Annotated in this window: 20 protein-coding genes; 8 read left to right on the plus strand and 12 right to left on the minus strand. The window is 44.4% G+C overall.

From position 1 onward, the window contains the following. Positions 1-5 precede the first annotated feature (5 nt). The 3 genes from LMH68_RS07180 to LMH68_RS07190 are packed head-to-tail and all read right to left on the minus strand — an operon-like array spanning position 6 to position 2,750. Entirely contained in the window at positions 6-938 is a 933-nt protein-coding gene (locus tag LMH68_RS07180; protein WP_229648007.1) for a polysaccharide pyruvyl transferase family protein, read from the minus strand. A gap of 3 nt (positions 939-941) precedes the next feature. Further along, positions 942-1,709 (minus strand): glycosyltransferase family 2 protein, encoded by a 768-nt coding sequence (locus tag LMH68_RS07185; RefSeq protein WP_229648008.1) that lies wholly within the window; start codon positions 1,707-1,709, stop codon positions 942-944. A gap of 9 nt (positions 1,710-1,718) precedes the next feature. Then, positions 1,719-2,750, minus strand: coding sequence for a CDP-glycerol--glycerophosphate glycerophosphotransferase (locus tag LMH68_RS07190; protein WP_017069245.1), 1,032 nt, complete (start codon positions 2,748-2,750; stop codon positions 1,719-1,721). A 132-nt stretch (positions 2,751-2,882) separates the two neighbouring features. Here LMH68_RS07190 and waaA point away from each other — a divergent pair, with 132 nt between their 5' ends. Then, the gene (waaA, locus tag LMH68_RS07195; protein WP_229648009.1) at positions 2,883-4,145 is read left to right on the plus strand and encodes a lipid IV(A) 3-deoxy-D-manno-octulosonic acid transferase; all 1,263 of its coding nucleotides are present in this window, start codon (positions 2,883-2,885) and stop codon (positions 4,143-4,145) included. 16 nt (positions 4,146-4,161) lie between these two features. On the opposite strand, the gene LMH68_RS07200 is transcribed toward waaA, so the two are convergent. Beyond that, positions 4,162-4,875, minus strand: a complete 714-nt coding sequence (locus LMH68_RS07200) for a 3-deoxy-D-manno-octulosonic acid kinase (protein WP_229648010.1) — start codon at positions 4,873-4,875, stop codon at positions 4,162-4,164. A gap of 96 nt (positions 4,876-4,971) precedes the next feature. Here LMH68_RS07200 and LMH68_RS07205 point away from each other — a divergent pair, with 96 nt between their 5' ends. From LMH68_RS07205 to LMH68_RS07215, 3 genes are all read left to right on the plus strand, one after another. After that, positions 4,972-6,054, plus strand: coding sequence for a glycosyltransferase family 9 protein (locus LMH68_RS07205; RefSeq protein WP_017063093.1), 1,083 nt, complete (start codon positions 4,972-4,974; stop codon positions 6,052-6,054). Position 6,055: 1 nt separating this feature from the next. Next, positions 6,056-6,538, plus strand: a complete 483-nt coding sequence (gene coaD, locus LMH68_RS07210) for a pantetheine-phosphate adenylyltransferase (protein ID WP_010433787.1) — start codon at positions 6,056-6,058, stop codon at positions 6,536-6,538. Positions 6,539-6,780: 242 nt separating this feature from the next. After that, positions 6,781-7,533, plus strand: coding sequence for a glycosyltransferase family 25 protein (locus LMH68_RS07215; RefSeq protein WP_016792613.1), 753 nt, complete (start codon positions 6,781-6,783; stop codon positions 7,531-7,533). A gap of 134 nt (positions 7,534-7,667) precedes the next feature. Here LMH68_RS07215 and LMH68_RS07220 read toward each other — a convergent pair whose 3' ends face one another. From LMH68_RS07220 to radC, 6 genes are all read right to left on the minus strand, one after another. Beyond that, positions 7,668-8,672, minus strand: coding sequence for an NAD-dependent epimerase (locus tag LMH68_RS07220; protein ID WP_229648011.1), 1,005 nt, complete (start codon positions 8,670-8,672; stop codon positions 7,668-7,670). 91 nt (positions 8,673-8,763) lie between these two features. After that, the gene (gene mutM, locus LMH68_RS07225; RefSeq protein WP_229648012.1) at positions 8,764-9,573 is read right to left on the minus strand and encodes a bifunctional DNA-formamidopyrimidine glycosylase/DNA-(apurinic or apyrimidinic site) lyase; all 810 of its coding nucleotides are present in this window, start codon (positions 9,571-9,573) and stop codon (positions 8,764-8,766) included. Positions 9,574-9,575: 2 nt separating this feature from the next. After that, complete coding sequence (locus LMH68_RS07230) at positions 9,576-10,100, minus strand: hypothetical protein (RefSeq protein ID WP_032546317.1); 525 nt, start codon at positions 10,098-10,100, stop codon at positions 9,576-9,578. A gap of 204 nt (positions 10,101-10,304) precedes the next feature. Next, the gene (rpmG, locus tag LMH68_RS07235) at positions 10,305-10,472 is read right to left on the minus strand and encodes a 50S ribosomal protein L33 (RefSeq protein ID WP_002535344.1); all 168 of its coding nucleotides are present in this window, start codon (positions 10,470-10,472) and stop codon (positions 10,305-10,307) included. 13 nt (positions 10,473-10,485) lie between these two features. Beyond that, positions 10,486-10,722 (minus strand): 50S ribosomal protein L28, encoded by a 237-nt coding sequence (gene rpmB, locus LMH68_RS07240; protein ID WP_004728407.1) that lies wholly within the window; start codon positions 10,720-10,722, stop codon positions 10,486-10,488. A 291-nt stretch (positions 10,723-11,013) separates the two neighbouring features. Further along, positions 11,014-11,688, minus strand: a complete 675-nt coding sequence (gene radC / locus LMH68_RS07245) for a RadC family protein (protein WP_048607667.1) — start codon at positions 11,686-11,688, stop codon at positions 11,014-11,016. A 224-nt stretch (positions 11,689-11,912) separates the two neighbouring features. Here radC and coaBC point away from each other — a divergent pair, with 224 nt between their 5' ends. The 3 genes from coaBC to lpxL all read left to right on the plus strand — a co-directional run bounded on the left by coaBC (position 11,913) and on the right by lpxL (position 14,904). Continuing rightward, positions 11,913-13,154, plus strand: coding sequence for a bifunctional phosphopantothenoylcysteine decarboxylase/phosphopantothenate--cysteine ligase CoaBC (coaBC, locus tag LMH68_RS07250; RefSeq protein ID WP_065584549.1), 1,242 nt, complete (start codon positions 11,913-11,915; stop codon positions 13,152-13,154). Between the two features lie 139 nt (positions 13,155-13,293). Then, complete coding sequence (slmA, locus tag LMH68_RS07255) at positions 13,294-13,884, plus strand: nucleoid occlusion factor SlmA (RefSeq protein WP_004741428.1); 591 nt, start codon at positions 13,294-13,296, stop codon at positions 13,882-13,884. A gap of 39 nt (positions 13,885-13,923) precedes the next feature. Continuing rightward, positions 13,924-14,904 carry an LpxL/LpxP family Kdo(2)-lipid IV(A) lauroyl/palmitoleoyl acyltransferase gene (gene lpxL / locus LMH68_RS07260; RefSeq protein WP_229648013.1) on the plus strand — a complete coding sequence of 327 codons (981 nt, stop codon included), beginning with the start codon at positions 13,924-13,926 and terminating at the stop codon, positions 14,902-14,904. 77 nt (positions 14,905-14,981) lie between these two features. On the opposite strand, the gene pyrE is transcribed toward lpxL, so the two are convergent. Further along, positions 14,982-15,623 (minus strand): orotate phosphoribosyltransferase, encoded by a 642-nt coding sequence (gene pyrE, locus LMH68_RS07265; protein WP_017059267.1) that lies wholly within the window; start codon positions 15,621-15,623, stop codon positions 14,982-14,984. A 232-nt stretch (positions 15,624-15,855) separates the two neighbouring features. Continuing rightward, positions 15,856-16,572, minus strand: a complete 717-nt coding sequence (gene rph, locus LMH68_RS07270; RefSeq protein WP_019826449.1) for a ribonuclease PH — start codon at positions 16,570-16,572, stop codon at positions 15,856-15,858. Positions 16,573-16,820: 248 nt separating this feature from the next. Between rph and LMH68_RS07275 the strand changes: the two genes are divergently transcribed. After that, positions 16,821-17,687, plus strand: a complete 867-nt coding sequence (locus LMH68_RS07275) for a YicC/YloC family endoribonuclease (RefSeq protein ID WP_017063084.1) — start codon at positions 16,821-16,823, stop codon at positions 17,685-17,687. The last annotated feature ends 256 nt before the right edge of the window (positions 17,688-17,943 follow it).

Here is a 17,943-nt window from a genome sequence, read left to right on the forward strand (position 1 = left end):
ACGACCTACTTGTGGTCTTGAATAATTCTGTTTACCACTGCTTTTTGAGTCTCGACTATCGCATTGAGTTGTGCCAAAGAGCTCAATTGGTAATTGCTCTTGTCATTGGCTAAAACTTTAAGCTTCAATTGTAAATTTTTCATATCGTCATTAGAGGCCAGTTTGTACACAGTCACGAGTGACAGCCACTTTCTCGATGAAGATTTAAATAATTTAGCTACATTTCTCTTAAACGTATTTTCTAACAATTTACCAATGGGCATCTTATTAACACTCATAAAAGGTAAGTCGTGTAATATTAGCTCTACATCCATAGATTCAGCAAAGTCATACCACTTTTCATCGTCAAATGTCGGGGAGAAACGAACTCCTTTCCAAGGGATGCGAAGTGCGTCCGCAATAATTGCACCGTGCATGGCCTCAGTCACAACGGACTCACACTCTTGAAGAGCCAACAAAAAAGTCTCGACCGGTTGTTTTGCTGTAATGTATGTTAAACCTATCTTCTGGCAAACTTTATCCCAATCGATAAAATCTTCACTACGATGATGAGGTATAAAGCCAATCTTCCCTTTTTGTATTTCCGCTTTAGGGAAGTCAACTTCACGAAGGAGATAAGCACCATCTCCAACCACCAGTTCGGGTTTTAACCCTAATTTTTTTGCCGTCCTAGGCCCTCTTACACCATAAACAGTACACTTGTCAGATAACTTGGGGACGTTCCACTCCCATGCACCTGATGAGAAAATAATAACTTCGTCCGCACCTGAAAGCGTTTTATTTAATCGCTTCTCCGTCAAAATCGTCCCTATGCCTAAAAAATAACGAGAGCTATCTTCTACAATCAAGTCACCAAACAGTTGTGGCCATAGCCAAGGGTTAAGATCATCCCCTACATTGTAAGTATCTGACAGGCAGTACTCTAATTTAAAAGCCACTGGTTAACTCCTTTCTTTTTCGATAAGCCACAAGCCGACATATTTATTGAAATTCACCTGAGCGTAAGTCATAGCCATAATGAAACCGACACTACCATCCATAAAGCCACGACGGATAATGTACACAAGGAAAAACGTCCACATCGCTCGAAGTAGAGCAAGGAATAAGCCGTGTGATTTCTTACCTTTACGGTGGTACTTTTGAGAACCAAGCCAAGCATATTGCGCTGCTTTATCTAGGCCGTGGCCATAGTCACGATGGGTGTAATGAAGAAGAAATCCCTTCAATATCCCTGTAGAGCCTTGCTCCGGAACGACGGTCTCGTGAACCTCGTCTAACGTATATCGAGAGCCTTCTCTCTTAAACAGTCTTAATACTGCACGAGCACTGCGGCCATGTTTTAGAGTCGTGCCATAAAGAGTCACTCCCCAAGGAAGTTTATAAGCAGTGTGTTTGATTTGCTCTTGTTTTAATAGTTCAACAAGAGCGTCGCTCATCTCTTTATCGAGAGCTTCGTCAGCATCAATTGATAGCACCCAATCACATGTCGCTTTATCTAGCGCTCGCTGTTTTTGCTTACCAAAGCCAGGCCAATCTGTGATTGTCACGTTATCTGTATATTTTTGGCATATCTCAACGGTTGCGTCCGTTGATCCGCTGTCTAACACAATTAGCTCATCGGCAATATCAACCACAGATTTTAGGCAAGTTTCAATTCGGTCTTCTTCATTCTTGGTAATAACAATGACAGACAGGGTATGTTTTCTCATTATTCAGCCCTAGAATTTCCAATAGTTTAATGATTTGCGGATTTTAAAGTTACGAATCCAATTTTTTGGTTTTTTATCCTGCCAACCGCTTTCTAGCACATCCGTAATAGCACTCAGAACTCTCGCTGAGGATTGACCGTCCAAATATGGCGTTATTGACGGACCATAATTAGCAATGGCTTTATCTCTTGTTTCATCAGGCAGCATAGCTTGTTGAATTGCTGATTCTAACTGCTCTGCTTGGGTAATATTGATGAAGCTCGCTTGAGGCTCTCGGTTATTTACCGTAACAACCGGCTTATTGAGCAACAAAAACTCCTGAAAGATCGATGAGTTGTCACATACCATCACATCAGCACGATGCTGCATTTCAATCACTCGATCATTGTCGAAGAACAGAAGGTTGTCCCCTTCCAACGCCTGGTATTTTTCTCGTGTCTCTTGCTTCATTTTAGGATGCAATGTGACTAACCATTGCCACTGGCTCAGTTTGCTTAGGCGCTTAAGCTCTTCATAAACCAATTCAGCGCAGGATAAACTTGGCGAAAAAGTGGAAGCGAATAGAATTTGAGGTCTTTCAAAATGCTTGTCACTGGTTTGATAATTAAACAAGCTATCGAGCTTCAGCCACCCGGTCTCTTTAACTTGAAAATAGCCGCGCTGCTTAGCTAGCGGCTCAAGCGAGCTTGTTCTTTCATGGCCTTCGGTGCAATACAAATCAAATAGACCACGTTCAGGGTATAAGTTCCCACGTTTGCTCTCGTTCAAACCATGAAATACTTGTACCTTCAACCCTGGAATAAACGCTGGAACACGATCGCCGGGCACTAGAACGGCAGAAGGATTAAAGGCAATAGCTTCTGTCAAAGAGACGCTCTGCTCTTGATCCAGTAAAAGATGTTCAGAAGCGTCTTCACCAACAAGCAACCACTTAACCTCATGGCCGAGTTGCTTCGCGTAATCATAGAATGGGCGAAGAATAGCAAATGAATAATTTTGCTCGACGTAGAGCAAGAAACGATAGGTTTGATCGGTTTGCATAAGCGATGAGATAAAATTCACCATGTCCGTTTGAAAGCGCAACTAAGCATTTAATTATAACGCTCTTTACTTTCGAGATTGAAGAAAATACTCTTCTGATTACTGATTTTACCCTCTGGTGTCACTGTTCTTATGCTTATACGAATTATATACACTCTTATATTGTCATTGGCCTCTCCACTACTCCTCTATGGGCTTTATAAGAGCAAACCCGGAAAACCAAGTTTCGGTAAGCGCTGGAAAGAACATTTCGGTATTACGCCGCAAACTCAAGGTAAAAGCCCTATCTGGATTCATGCCGTGTCAGTGGGTGAATCTATTGCTGCGATACCTATCATTAAACAATTGAAGCTGCGAGATCCAAATCAAGCCATCATTGTTACCACAACGACCAGCACAGGTGCTGAACAAATAGAAAAGCTTGGTGATTTGGTCGAGCACCGCTACATGCCGATTGATTTTTCTTGGTGTGTACAAGGCTTCTTGAAAGCTGTTCAACCTAAACAGATGCTAATCATGGAAACGGAATTATGGCCAAACACACTGCATTGCGTCGCGAAAGCTGGGATTCCTATTTCAGTACTCAACGCTCGCCTATCTGAACGTTCATGCCAACGCTACGCCAAATTCCAATCCGTCTTTAACCTTCTAGCGAAAAACCTTTCTCAAGTACTCTGCCAATACCCAAGTGATGCTGAGCGTTTTATACGATTAGGGTTAGATAAAGCATCGGTGCATGTGACAGGCTCAATCAAGTTTGATATTGAAGTCTCTTCTGAACAAGTAGAAAAAGGTAAAGCTTTGAGGGATCAAGTCGGCTTTAATCGTGATGTCTGGATTGCTGCGAGTACCCACCAAGGTGAAGATGAAATTGTTTTAGATGCTCATAAGCAACTTCTAAAAGACAAACCAAGAGCGTTATTGATGATTGTACCTCGTCACCCTGAACGATTCAGCCAAGTGACGGAACTGGCTAAACAGCAAGAATTCAACACCATCACTCGAACAAGTCAACAACCTATCGCCTCTGATGTTGAAGTGTATATTGCTGATACGATGGGAGAAATGTTGACCTTACTCGGTGGTGCTGATGTGTGTTTTATGGGAGGAAGCCTTGTAGGCGATAAGGTAGGTGGCCACAATCTTCTAGAACCAGCAGCCCTACAACTACCTTTATTGAATGGTCCTAGCTACTTTAACTTCAGCGAGATCACAGACAAGCTACTGGAAGCCAATGCCGTGGTTATATGTCAAGATAGCCAAGATATCGCAGGCCAACTCCAACGACTGTTCAAACAATCAGAGCTGCGCAAAACTAAAGGCTTAGCGGCTTATCAAGTAGTTGAGCAGAACCGAGGGGCGTTGGATAAAACCTTGGAATACATTCTTAGCTAACAACTATTTGACCTAATTAGCCTTGGTAGCCCTTTAACATCGGCTCCCAATCCGACTCTTGCCATTGAATCTGGCGCTTGTTCACTTCTTTTAAGAACGAGCGCTTTAAGCGATTCAAGTTGCCTTCTTTCCAGTCATCACCCGCTTGCTGACCACACTTATCAAAGTCAATAATCCACACCCTTTGCGAGTCATCAAGCAGGATATTATGAATGTTGAGATCGGTATGATTAACCCCAGCATCGTGCATCTTGCGTACCTCTTGGCCAATTCGACGATAAACATCCGCATCTATCGGGCCATTGACCAAGACATCAACCAGATCTTTGGCATTGGGAATTCGTTCAGACATTAAGTCCGCTCGATAAAGTAGTCCGCTTTTAATGGCTCTAGCAGCAATGGGCTTCGGTACATTCACACCTGCGTTTGCCAATATCTTTAGGACATTAAGCTCCATAGCGCAGCGAGTACTCTCCCAATCAGAGAAACGATATTGGTCTTCGACTAGCTTCCCAAACAATCCGCCACGGCGATAATGGCGCAATGCGGCCTGTATTCCATCAAGCTGAATGAACCATGTGGTACCGCGCCCTTGAGCACTGCCTGAAATGGCGTCTTGTTGCTGCCAATATTCAGCCTCAAAAATCTGAGCGATATCGCCCTCTGGTACCTGAGCCAAAAGTTCAGGGTCGTACCAAATTGTTTGGTTCTTGGTGCTAATCGTTTCCATCTATGAGGCCTTTGGGTCGCTTTTCGTCATTGCTATTTTACAACTAATGCGAGTATCTGCATAATTCTGATGTTATTCACTTTTTTCGGGCACTTTATGTCACTGTTCTCAACTGCACCTCAATCTCTTTGCATACTTCGCCTCTCCGCGATTGGCGATGTTTGTCATGCTATTTCTGTGGTTCAAGCCATCCAGAAGCAGTGGCCTGAAACGAAAATCACTTGGATAACGGGCAAAATAGAAGCCATGCTGATCGGCGATCTACCCGGTATTGAGGTGATTGTTTTCGATAAGAAACAAGGCTTCAAAGGAATGCGTGAATTATGGCGTCAGCTATCTGATCGTAAATTTGATGCACTTCTGCATATGCAAGCCGCACTCAGAGCCAGCGTGCTATCTTGGGGAATAAAGGCGAAGTGCAAAGTGGGATTTGGCAAAAACCGTACTCGTGAAATGCAGTCACTCTTTACCAACCACCATCTACCTATTTCAGATAAGTTTCATGTGTTGGATAACTTTGCCGAATTTGCTCGCTACATTGGTGCCCCCTTCGATAAGCCTCAATGGGATATCCCTTTAACACCTGAAGATGAACAACTCGCAATTAGCACCATGGCAGACAAGCCGACCTTGGTTATCTCCCCAGCTGCAAGCAAAGATTCACGCAATTGGTTAACTGAGCGATATGCAGCTATTGCTGATTATGCTGTCGAACAAGGCATGCAAGTGGTGTTATGTGGTTCTCCGGCACCAAGAGAAGTTAACCTTGGTAGCGACATCGAAAAATTATGCCAGTCGCCAGTAACCAACTTGATTGGCAAAACGAACTTGAAGCAACTGACTGCCGTACTGAAACATGCAACGGTGGTATTGGCACCTGATACTGGCCCAGCCCACTTGGCAACTACGCAGTCAACGCCTGTAATCGGCTTGTACGCACACAGCGACCCTCGTAGAACAGGACCTTACAACGATCTCGATATCGTAGTGAGTGTTTATCAACAGCACGTAGAAGCACAACAAGGTAAACCAGTCGCAGACCTTCCATGGGGAACCCGTGCTAAAGGCGATGACCTGATGAAAGACATCACACTCGATATGGTAAAGCAGCAACTCGATAAGGCCTTAAACTCTAGTAAAGCACCGAATTCGAACACTACATTAAGCAAGGACAGCTAAAATGAGCACACACGTTATTTATCCAGGAACTTTTGATCCGGTGACCAATGGCCACCTTGATATCATTGTTCGTGCCGCTAGCATGTTTGACCATATCACTGTTGGAGTAGCAGCGAGCCCAAGTAAAAAAACCATGTTTGAGTTAGATGAACGTGTAGAGTTGTTACGTGATGCGGTGTCTCACTTACCTAACGTATCTGTAGAGGGATTCTCAGGGTTACTAGTCGACTTTGCTAAACAGCAGCAAGCAAACGTATTAGTACGTGGTCTAAGAACAACCATGGACTTTGAGTACGAGTTTGGTCTCACTAGCATGTATCGTAAGCTCCTACCTGGCCTTGAAAGCGTATTTCTGACCCCTTCAGAAGAGTATGCTTTCCTCTCTTCAACCATTGTTCGTGAAGTCGCTATACACGGAGGGGATATTAGCCAGTTTGTACCACAAAAGGTGGCAGCCGAGATAAAGCTGAAGACTGCCAAGTAATTCTCTTTACCTACACCGAAAAAAATAGCGCTCATTGAGCGCTATTTTTTGAGACAGATAAATTCATTTAGACCCCTACATATTAGCTCTGACACTGCAGAACCTATGAATCAGATAATGCGAACCCCGAACACTCTTGAGGTTCGTCACAACCATAACCTCTAACAAAGCGAACAATCATTACAAAAAGCCAAACGAGTGATAACATAATTTCTTGTGAATAAATACATCAATATAGCTTTATGAAATCATACTGTATTACCTTAAAAGCAAACCATTGTAGGCAAAAATCAACAGCTAACGCCCTTAAGGATGCTCAGGTTGATTTTGAGTTTTTTATCGGAGTGGATGCACGAACCGATGAACATCCTCTACTAACAAGAATTCACGATAGAGCTTTTTTACACAATATGGGTAGACCGCATGCAATTGGGGAAGTGGGGTGTTATGCAAGCCATTATCTTATTTGGCAAAAATGCATAGAGTTAAATGAACCCATTTTAGTCTTCGAAGATCATGCCGATATTGATATCGATATATTTCGCAATACTTTGACTATCGCCGAGCAGCATATTGAGCAGTGTGGTTTTATTCGCTTACAAGACAGTAAGAATAGACTACATTATTCAGTTGATAAGTACGATACACAGCATCTTGTAAAGTATTTGAAAGTTCCTCAAGGAACCGCCTGCTATGCTATATCTCCCAAAGCGGCACAAGCTTTCATCGAACAAAGTTCAACTTTTAATTATCCAGTTGATGTATTCTTAAGGAATACTTGGATTCATAAGCACCCCATGTTTGGTGTTTCTTCTGCTGGATTACAGCGTAGTAAACGGCCGTCAATTATCGGTAGTCGTAAACATAAAGGTAGAAAAGACTATTCTGTCGCCTTTATGAAGATTGTGAACAAAATAAAGAGTATGGCACTTAATCTATCAACAAACCTTTATCACCTTGCAGTACTAGATAAAGAGTTCAGACCAAAATTCTAGGTCTAGGAAAAGTACACTCACATTAAATTGCCCCCTCTCTTTATGCTTATACTTATACCTAAAAAGCAATCATGCGATTACCTATAAAAATAGCGCTCAGTGAGCGCTATTTTTTATTCAAAGTTTATCAATTACTACAGCGAGTAATAGGCTTTATACCAATCCGCGAAAGCTTTCGCGCCTTCTTGGATCTTCACTTGAGGTTTATAGCCAACCGCTTCAAACAAATCTTCCGTATCAGCGTAAGTCGCGTACACATCACCAGGCTGCATTGGCATGAAGTTCTTTTTCGCTTCAACACCTAGAGCACCTTCTAATGCTTCGATGTAGTCCATTAATTTAACCGGGCTGCCGTGACCGATGTTAAACACGCGATACGGAGCAGAACTGGTTGCTGGTGACCCTTGCTCAACGGTCCAATCTGGTTGCTTGGCTGGTATACGATCTTGAACACGAATAATACCTTCAACGATATCATCGATATAAGTGAAGTCACGCATCATGTCGCCGTTGTTATAAATGTCGATTTCTTTGCCCGCTACGATTAGATTCGCAAACTTGAACATCGCCATATCAGGGCGACTCCAAGGGCCGTAAACCGTAAAGAAGCGAAGACCTGTCGTTGGTACGTCGTATAAATGAGAATAGGTATGCGCCATCAACTCATTCGACTTCTTAGTCGCGGCGTACAGTGAAATCGGGTGATCAACACTGTCTGCTGTATGGAATGGCATTTTTTGATTCAAGCCATAAACGGAACTCGATGAAGCATAAACGAGGTGTTCAACCTTATTATGGCGACAACCTTCAAGAATAGCTAAGTGACCGACAAGGTTGCTATCGGCATACGCCATTGGGTTATCAATTGAGTAACGAACGCCAGCTTGCGCTGCTAAATGAATCACACGGTCAAATTTTTGCTCAACAAACAGCTTCGCCATGCCCTCTCTATCAGCAAGATCCAGCTCAATAAAGGTCAGGTTTTCATGTTCGATACGTTTAAGGCGGTCATGCTTTAAAGAGACTTCGTAGTAGTCATTCAAGTTATCAATACCGACAACCTCATGGCCTGCTGCGCATAGTCGCTCTGACACTGCAGATCCGATAAAACCGGCAACGCCAGTTACTAAATATTTCATTCTACTATTCTCAATTCATATCATTAATGTAATTGTAGCGACTAGCACTTATATCTACTAGCAGTAAAAAGTGAACGCGCGTTCAGTTTTTTTATACTTGGCACTCTTCGCAAAAAAACGTATTTCTTTGCCCTATTTTCAATTCTTGAATCAGAGCTTCACAGCTTGGGCACTTTTCACCCGCTTTCCCATACACTTGCAGCTCTTGGGCGAAATACCCCGGTTTGCCATCTGCTTGTGCGAAATCTTTTAGCGTAGTACCACCTTGTTTAATGGCGGTGGCGAGCACTTGTTTGATCTCTTTGGTCAACAAGACCCACTCTTGTTTTGTCACTTTGCTTGCAGGGCGCAAAGGGCTAATACGTGAAGCAAATAGCGCTTCATTGGCATAGATATTCCCCACACCAACCACCACTTTGTTGTCCATGATGAACTGCTTGACGGCCACTTTACGCTTTTCTGCCTTCTCAGCGATGTAGTCGGCGTTGAAGTCGTCAGTGAGCGGCTCAGGGCCAGATCCCAGTAGCACAGGGTGTGTTTCGTCGGGAGCAGACCACAGCCAAGCGCCAAAACGACGTGGATCGTTGTAGCGTAGTACTTTTCCATTAGTGAGCTTAAGATCCACGTGATCGTGCTTTGCTGCTGGGAAGTCAGCATCTAATACGCGTAGTGAGCCAGACATACCAAGGTGAACAATGGCAGTGCCAGTATCCGTTTCAATCAATAGGTACTTTGCACGGCGCGAGATAGAGCGAATCACCTGCCCTTCTAATGCTTTTAACTCTTGTGGGATATCCCAACGCAGCTTAGGCGTGCGAAAAGTAAGGGTTTTAATGGTCTCGCCAACTAAATGAGGCGAGATCCCCATACGGCTTACTTCGACTTCGGGTAATTCAGGCATAGTTAGTCGTCCGATTTAGAGGAGTGGTTAGCGTTAAAGCTTGGAAACAGGTAGCTCTCTTCAATAGACACCGCCAACCACTGATCATTCCAGTTTTTTAACAACCAGAACTCAGGCAATTGATAATAGGTAATACGCTGGGGCTCTTCTTGGTCTTGATACCATACTTCGATGGTGTGTGGTGTATTTAACCGAGGCGTAAGGTCTGTGTAGGTCTGTGAGTCGACTTCCGTGCCCACAAGCTCTTTCCAACGTTGTGACAGCTCTTGTGCATTGGTGGCTTGAGGAAAGTCAGTATCTTCGAACTGGTAAACCCATTGATTATCTTGTTGAATGACAGACCACTTAGCAAAGTGTAACGCTTGAAGCTTTGCTGTTGGGTTCAGGAGATAAGGATAAGGGCTATCAACCTGCGGTTCAGGCTCGATAAGGTACGCTTTGATCAATGTTGGAAGGTTTAACACGCCAATAAAAGCGATCACACTGAACATGAGTATGTTGTTCCACCGGCGTCCACGATATCTCATCTGATTCTGCTCATCTAACCTATTGAACATTCAGTATATCGTGAAAGTGGCAATACTTTCTATGTTGTACAGATTTCTATCTATCAGAGGCTATATCAAGCAAGAATAATTGAGTTCCTCAAATTGTAGATATAAAAAAACCCAGCGATTAAACTGGGTTTTTCAATTCTTTCTTCTACTGAAGAAGAGCAAAAAAAGCATCAATTACTTGATTTTAGCTTCTTTGTACATAACGTGTTGGCGAACTACTGGATCAAACTTTTTGATCTCAAATTTGCCTGGCATGTTACGCTTGTTCTTATCAGTTGTGTAGAAGTGACCAGTACCTGCAGAAGATACTAGACGAATTTTCTCACGAATGCCTTTAGCCATTGCTTAATTCCTCTTAAACGTTTTCGCCACGTGCACGGATATCAACAAGAACAGCATCGATGCCTTTCTTATCAATGATACGCATGCCTTTAGCAGTTAGACGTAGTTTAACAAAACGTTTTTCGCTCTCTACCCAGAAACGATGAGTTTGTAGGTTCGGCAGAAAACGGCGCTTAGTAGCATTGCGTGCGTGTGAACGGTTGTTACCCGTTACTGGACGCTTACCAGTTACTTGGCATACTCGGGACATGAATGTCTTCTCCAATCGTTTCAGCTCGATATCAACCTTGGTGGCCGAACCTCTCTATCAATTAAAATAGAAGGTAAAAACCGTTATGGAAAATCCATACAAGGCTATCAAAGGTCGCGCATTATACTAACTTGACACGCATTGCTCAAGACCCGAACAGATCCTTTTTACGGATTTCGTGATCTTTTTTTGTGCAGCGCAGCTTGCTTGAGTAATCAGAGCTGATTTTAGGTCTAAAAATGTGGCCGGAATAATAGCAGATTTAACGCAACTAACAACCTAAAATGTGATTCAAATCCATCCACGCTCTGCAAAAGAGACAACTTCGCCATCTCCAACGACAAAATGGTCGAGAACTCGGATGTCCACCAGCGCTAATGCGTCGGTCAATCGGCGTGTAATCCTCCTATCCGCTTGGCTGGGCTCCGCGACACCCGAAGGATGGTTATGAGCCAAGATTAATGCCGCCGCATTGTGATGAAGTGCCCGTTTAACCACTTCCCGTGGGTAAACCGATGCGGCATCGATGGTTCCTTCAAACATAACTTCGTCTTTGATTACCCTATTTTGGTTATCGAGGAACAATATATAGAAGGCTTCTCGCTGGCGATCACGCAACATGCTCGAAAGATAAAGCTTAGTATGACTAGGGCTAGTGAGTGCATCTCCACGAGATAAAGTCTCTGCTAGATAGCGCTGTGTCATCTCTAACACAGCCTGTAATTGAACATACTTGGCCTGCCCCATCCCTTTATGGGCACAAAATTCTTCCTGCGTTGCTGAAAAAAGATGACGGAGCGAGCCAAAGTCTTTGATCAACTTGTCAGCGAGTTCCAAGACGTTCATTCCTTGTGTCCCTGTTCGCAGGAATATCGCGAGCAATTCCGCATCACTCAAAGAATCAGGCCCTCGACTCAATAACTTTTCTCTCGGCATCGATTCGGCAGGCATTTTATCTATTGGCATATAAAAACTAATCACTAGTCATGAACACGACCCACCACCTTAATGAGATCATAATCGGAGATCCTTCGGTAGAGATAAAAGGAAACGAGTCACTAGCAAAACCGTGTAATTGATAAGTTTGATAACACCAACTTGATGAGCGTCAAATCTGTTCTAATTCTGCTTCTAGGCACTAATCCTTTGTTCTGATATCGTAAGTCCCAGAGAAATTAAGGAACAGAATCATGCAAACATTGGTTAATCAACTGGATAACGCTGACCTACAAGGCCTAGCTGGGAAAAAAATCCTACTTGGCATTAGTGGTGGTATCGCTGCGTATAAATGTGCCGAACTGACTCGACGCTTAATTGAGCGTGGGGCGCAAGTACAAGTCGTGATGACAAATGCAGCCAAGGAGTTCATCACTCCTCTCACCATGCAAGCCGTCTCTGGAAGGCCAGTGTCTGATAGTTTGCTTGATCCTGCTGCTGAGGCTTCCATGGGGCACATCGAGCTCGCAAAGTGGGCTGACTTGGTATTACTAGCGCCAGCAACCGCAGACCTGATTGCTCGTATGACAGCGGGCATGGGTAACGACCTACTGACCACTTTGGTTTTAGCAACCGATGCGCCAGTTGCGGTATCTCCAGCAATGAACCAACAAATGTACAGCCACCCTGCCACTCAAGAGAACATCGCAACGCTAAAACGTCGTGGTTGTGAAGTTTGGGGGCCAGCGGCTGGCGAGCAAGCGTGTGGTGATGTCGGTATGGGTCGTATGTTAGAGCCAATGCAGCTCGTGCATCGCTGTGAAGACTTCTTCCAACCTAAGCCACTTGCTGGCCGTTCTGTGCTTATTACTGCAGGCCCGACTCGTGAAGCGATTGACCCGGTGCGTTACATTACCAACCACAGCTCGGGCAAGATGGGCTATGCACTGGCTGAAGCAGCCGCGAAACAAGGCGCAACAGTGACTCTAATCAGCGGCCCTGTTTCATTAGCAACGCCAAATAAAGTTAATCGTATTGATGTCGACAGCGCACAACAGATGTTTGATGCCGTTACTGCTAACGCTTCTCAACACGATATTTTCATCAGCTGCGCCGCAGTTGCCGATTACCGCCCTGAGACCATTGCAGACCAAAAGCTTAAAAAGGTCGACGGTAAAGACGACATGACCATTCAAATGGTTAAAAACCCAGATATTGTCGCTTCTGTCGCTTCAATGACCGAAGGTCGCCCATTTACTGTCGGCTTCGCAGCAGAAACTCAAGATGTTGAGAAGTACGCACGCGGTAAACTGGAAAGAAAGAACCTCGATATGATCTGCGCCAACGACGTCTCAGTTGAAGGCCAAGGCTTCAATAGCAGTAGCAATGAGCTGCACCTTTATTGGAAAGGCGGCGATAAATCTCTGCCACTGGAAAGCAAAGACACACTTGGTTTCCAGATCCTCGATCAGATCCAACAGCTTATTAATGTATAAACGCACAAATTTGCTCTGATAATCTGCTGACACCTCTCGATTCTGTTGACCTAGGGCTCACAAAACTAGGAAACAGAATTGAATGGTGTTTATAATCCTTCTTCACTCAATCCTCATCTTTAGGAAAGGAAGTAAATAGATGGCTGGTACTCGAAAATCAAACCGTCGTGAAGAAATCCTACAAGCTCTCGCACAAATGTTGGAATCGACCGAAGGTGCTTCTCGTATCACAACGGTAAAGTTGGCCAAGCAAGTGGGTGTTTCTGAAGCTGCGTTATACCGCCACTTCCCAAGCAAAGCCCGCATGTTTGAAGGCCTGATCGAGTTCATTGAAGAAGCGTTGATGTCTCGAATCAACCGTATTCTGGATGAAGAGAAAGACACGCTAGAGCGCATACGCCTAGTACTACAACTTATCTTAGTTTTCTCAGAACGTAACCCAGGCCTGACTCGAATTTTATCTGGTCATGCTCTAATGTTTGAAAATGAACGCCTGCGTGATCGCATCAACCAACTTTTCGAACGCATTGAGACGCAACTTCGCCAGATCCTGCGTGAAAGAAAGCTTCGTGAAGGGAAATCATTCCCGGTTGATGAGAAAATCTTAGCCGCTCAACTGCTCGGTCAAGTTGAAGGCAGCTTGAATCGATTTGTTCGCTCAGACTTCAAATATCAACCAACAGAAAACTTTGATGCTTATTGGGCTCTGCTAAGCGCTCAGATTAAGTAACAATCAAATTAAGTAGCAATCAAATCTTAAGTGATGGTTATGACGACGAAAACTTCTCCGACAAACAGCACTGCACAACACGTTATTACTAAGCCACCCTTTACTCTGGCGTTACTCCACCCTAAATACTGGGGAGTATGGTTCGGTTTTGGGTTATTGGCGCTTATCGTTAACGTTCTCCCTTATCGCCTCTTACTGCTGTTAGGCCGATCGTTAGGCTCTTTGGGGGCTCGCTATGGTAAAAAGCGCGTCGCGGTAGCAACACGTAATTTGGAGCTCGCCTTCCCAGACAAGCCAGCAGATGAAGTCGCGGCAATGGTCAGTGAGAACTTCAAGAACACCGGTATGGCACTCATCGAAACGGGCATTACCTGGTTTTGGCCAACGTGGCGCTTCAAAAGAATCCTAGTAGATAAAGATACCCAAACGCTGCGTACACACAAAGACAACGGTAAAGGTGTTCTACTATGTTGCGTACATGCCTTGAACCTAGAGATCACTGCGCGAGCAATGGCTGTATTAGGTATTTCTGGTTTAGGTGTTTATCGCCCGCACAACAACCCAGCTTATGAATTCATTCAATACCGCGGTCGTACTCAGAACGGCAATCGCCTGATTCACCGTAAAGACGTCAAACGTATGATTCGAATCCTGCGTCAGGGTGAGATCCTTTTCTATCTGCCGGATCATGATTACGGCCGTAACAAATCTGTGTTTGTGCCTTTCTTCGCAGTAGAAGATGCGTGTACCACAACAGGCACCAGTATTCTGGCTTACACCAGCCGATGTGCACTTGTTCCGGGGTCTGGTTTTAGAAATGCCAACGGCAAATATGAAATCATGGCTGATGAGTCAATCGAAGAAAACTACCCGCAGAAAGATGAGAAAGCGGCTGCCGCCTACATGAACCGCTACCTTGAGAAGATTATCTTAAGAGCACCAGAACAGTGGATGTGGCTGCACAAGCGCTTTAAGACCATGGAAGACCCAGAAGTGGAGCGCGGCATTCGTTATAAATAATGAATACTGAACCAAAAGGAAAGGGGCTGATGAATCATCAGCCCCTTGTGCATTCTATAGTCTAATTACGAGTAGTATTAGATGCCGTATTGAGCGCGGTATGCTTTTACTGACTCTAGGTGTGCTGCGTCTGTGCCTTTCTCTTCAAGGAAAGTCACCAAGTCAGTCAGGCTAACGATTGAGATAATCGCACAACCGAAGTCACGCTCAACTTCTTGAATCGCAGACAGTTCGCCTTTGCCCTTCTCTTGACGGTCGATAGCAACAAGCACGCCCGCTAAATCAGCGCCATTTGCTTGGATGATTTCCATCGACTCACGAATCGCAGTACCTGCAGTGATCACGTCGTCCACTAACATGATGCGACCTTCAAGCGCGCTACCGACAAGGTTGCCACCTTCACCGTGGTTTTTCGCTTCTTTGCGGTTGAAGCAGTAAGGCGTGTCTACATCGTGGTGATCCGCTAGTGCAACCGCTGTCGTCGTTGCAATTGGGATACCTTTGTATGCAGGACCAAATAGTACATCAAACTCAATGCCAGAATCAGCCAATGCTGCTGCGTAGAAGCGACCTAAGCGCGCTAGGTCACGACCTGTATTAAACAATCCAGCATTGAAGAAGTAAGGGCTCTTGCGGCCAGACTTTAAAGTAAACTCACCAAACTTAAGTACTTCTTTCTCTAGTGCAAATTCAATAAATTCACGTTGATATGCTTTCATGCTCATCCTCTAAATTAATTTACTTTCCAGTTCCTAACTTCCAATCGCTCAGGAAGCTAACAATGATGTATTTTCTAAATAGATAGCTCTACAACAAGGCAGCAAGGTTTTTCAGCCCTATGAGCATAGGGGACCTATGTGATTAGGGTGAAAAATTGCAGCTAACGCTGGTGTAGAGTTATATATGACGAAAATAAAAAAATAGCCCCTTAAAAAAGGAGCTATCTAAAAACTATTCTGCTAACGCCGACTTCTGCGCTTCAACAATATCAGCAATGCCCTTATTCGCCAGGGCTAAAAGCTGCATCAACTCTTCGTGGCTGAACGGTTCGCCTTCTGCGGTACCTTGAATCTCAATCATCTTACCGTCTTCCGTCATTACAACGTTCATGTCGGTATCGGCTGCTGAGTCTTCAACGTACTCAAGGTCACACAGTGCTTGTGCACCAACGATGCCCACTGAAACTGCCGCTACGTGGCCTTTCATTGGGTTCTTTTTCAGTTTGCCGCTTGCTAGTAGGCTGTTGATAGCATCAGCCATTGCAACGCTTGCACCTGAGATAGAAGCTGTACGAGTACCGCCGTCTGCTTGGATAACATCACAATCGACAGTGATCATAATTTCACCCATTACTTTCAGGTCAACAACAGCACGTAGGCTACGAGCGATCAGACGTTGGATTTCCATCGTACGACCACCTTGCTTGCCGCTCGCCGCTTCACGACGGTTACGAGTGTGCGTTGCACGTGGCAGCATGCCGTATTCAGCCGTTACCCAACCCTTTCCTTGGCCTTTTAACCAACGCGGTACGTTTTCTTCTACCGTCGCATTACATAGAACTTTAGTGTTGCCGAACTCAACTAATACAGAACCTTCAGCATAAGCTGTGTAGTTACGAGTAATTTTAATTGGACGAATTTGATCTACAGCGCGGTCATTTGGACGCATTGGTATCTACCTTATTAACAGTCTGAAGTGATTTACTATCGAAAGAGTGCATCACCTAAGAAAGGGGTGAGACAGTTTTGATTGGGGCAAGATTATATAGCAGTTTATCGTGCAAATCTATTTACCGTTCAAAGCTATTTATCACGAAAGGCTATTTACAGTGAAAAGCGACAGGCTTCGAGAGCACACCATATCGTGATACTATGCGTGCGCGTTATTTTCAGAATGATAAAAGACAGGAAAATTCGATGATTTATAGTATGACCGCGTACGCACGCAAAGAAGTAAAAGGCGATTGGGGCAGCGCAGTATGGGAAATCCGTAGTGTAAACCAACGCTACCTAGAAACTTACTTCCGTATGCCTGAACAGTTCCGTGGTTTAGAGCCAATCTTGCGTGAGCGTTTCCGTAAGCGTCTAGCGCGCGGTAAGGTTGAATGTAACCTACGCTTTGAAGCAAACCCTGCTGCAAAGGGCGAACTAAGCATTAACGAAGGTTTGGCTCAGCAAGTAATCAATGCGGCGAACCAAGTAATGACGATGACTGGCGAAGAGAGCCGTTTGAACCCATTCCAAGTCATGAACTGGCCTGGTGTGATGGAAACGCCAGAGCAAGACATGGATGCCATCAACAAAGACCTACTTGAAGCATTCAACGATGCTATCGCAGAGTTCATTGATGCTCGTGCTCGTGAAGGTGAGAACATGAAGGCGCTAATCGTACAGCGCTTAGATGCAATCACTGAAGAAGTAGTGAAAGTTCGTGCACGCATGCCTGAGATCCTAGAGTGGCAACGTGAGCGTCTTCTTACCAAATTTGAAGATGCGAAAATCGAACTGGAAGGTTCTCGTGTTGAGCAAGAGCTTATCCTACTTGCGCAGAAGTCAGACGTAGCAGAAGAGCTAGACCGTCTAGATTCTCACGTGAAAGAAGCAAATGCAGTACTGAAGAAAGGTGGCGCTTGTGGCCGTAAGCTAGACTTCATGATGCAAGAGTTCAACCGTGAGTCAAACACGCTAGCGTCTAAGTCTATCAGCACAGACATCACAGCATCAGGCGTAGAGCTTAAGGTTCTTATCGAACAGATGCGTGAGCAGATCCAAAACATTGAATAACAGTCTGTAAGCTGTACACGATAAAGAATAATCAGCTTAATCAGTGTTGATTAGATCAAAATGAGCTCCTAATTTTAGGGGCTTTTTTTATGGATACAGTAATAGTAATCAGGATGAGCAAGTGACTGGTTGTTACGTAGAAGGTTGAGTTAGAGCAAAGAACAGATACAACGATAGTTAGAACGAGATAACGGACGTAAAACAGGATTTTTGAATACTTAGAGAGGGTATTGCTAATGGAGAAGAGTGTTGCGGT

This window comes from Vibrio sp. F13, from assembly GCF_020806305.2.
GTDB classification, from domain to species: domain Bacteria; phylum Pseudomonadota; class Gammaproteobacteria; order Enterobacterales; family Vibrionaceae; genus Vibrio; species Vibrio crassostreae_C.

Coding starts and splice junctions, on each gene's coding strand:
- LMH68_RS07185 (WP_229648008.1), bottom strand. CDS start 1,709: ATGAGAAAACATACCCTGTCTGTCATTGTTATTACCAAGAATGAAGAA.
- LMH68_RS07190 (WP_017069245.1), bottom strand. CDS start 2,750: ATGCAAACCGATCAAACCTATCGTTTCTTGCTCTACGTCGAGCAAAAT.
- waaA (WP_229648009.1), top strand. CDS start 2,883: ATGCTTATACGAATTATATACACTCTTATATTGTCATTGGCCTCTCCA.
- LMH68_RS07200 (WP_229648010.1), bottom strand. CDS start 4,875: ATGGAAACGATTAGCACCAAGAACCAAACAATTTGGTACGACCCTGAA.
- LMH68_RS07205 (WP_017063093.1), top strand. CDS start 4,972: ATGTCACTGTTCTCAACTGCACCTCAATCTCTTTGCATACTTCGCCTC.
- coaD (WP_010433787.1), top strand. CDS start 6,056: ATGAGCACACACGTTATTTATCCAGGAACTTTTGATCCGGTGACCAAT.
- LMH68_RS07215 (WP_016792613.1), top strand. CDS start 6,781: ATGAAATCATACTGTATTACCTTAAAAGCAAACCATTGTAGGCAAAAA.
- LMH68_RS07220 (WP_229648011.1), bottom strand. CDS start 8,672: ATGAAATATTTAGTAACTGGCGTTGCCGGTTTTATCGGATCTGCAGTG.
- mutM (WP_229648012.1), bottom strand. CDS start 9,573: ATGCCTGAATTACCCGAAGTCGAAGTAAGCCGTATGGGGATCTCGCCT.
- LMH68_RS07230 (WP_032546317.1), bottom strand. CDS start 10,100: ATGAGATATCGTGGACGCCGGTGGAACAACATACTCATGTTCAGTGTG.
- rpmG (WP_002535344.1), bottom strand. CDS start 10,472: ATGGCTAAAGGCATTCGTGAGAAAATTCGTCTAGTATCTTCTGCAGGT.
- rpmB (WP_004728407.1), bottom strand. CDS start 10,722: ATGTCCCGAGTATGCCAAGTAACTGGTAAGCGTCCAGTAACGGGTAAC.
- radC (WP_048607667.1), bottom strand. CDS start 11,688: ATGCCAATAGATAAAATGCCTGCCGAATCGATGCCGAGAGAAAAGTTA.
- coaBC (WP_065584549.1), top strand. CDS start 11,913: ATGCAAACATTGGTTAATCAACTGGATAACGCTGACCTACAAGGCCTA.
- slmA (WP_004741428.1), top strand. CDS start 13,294: ATGGCTGGTACTCGAAAATCAAACCGTCGTGAAGAAATCCTACAAGCT.
- lpxL (WP_229648013.1), top strand. CDS start 13,924: ATGACGACGAAAACTTCTCCGACAAACAGCACTGCACAACACGTTATT.
- pyrE (WP_017059267.1), bottom strand. CDS start 15,623: ATGAAAGCATATCAACGTGAATTTATTGAATTTGCACTAGAGAAAGAA.
- rph (WP_019826449.1), bottom strand. CDS start 16,572: ATGCGTCCAAATGACCGCGCTGTAGATCAAATTCGTCCAATTAAAATT.
- LMH68_RS07275 (WP_017063084.1), top strand. CDS start 16,821: ATGATTTATAGTATGACCGCGTACGCACGCAAAGAAGTAAAAGGCGAT.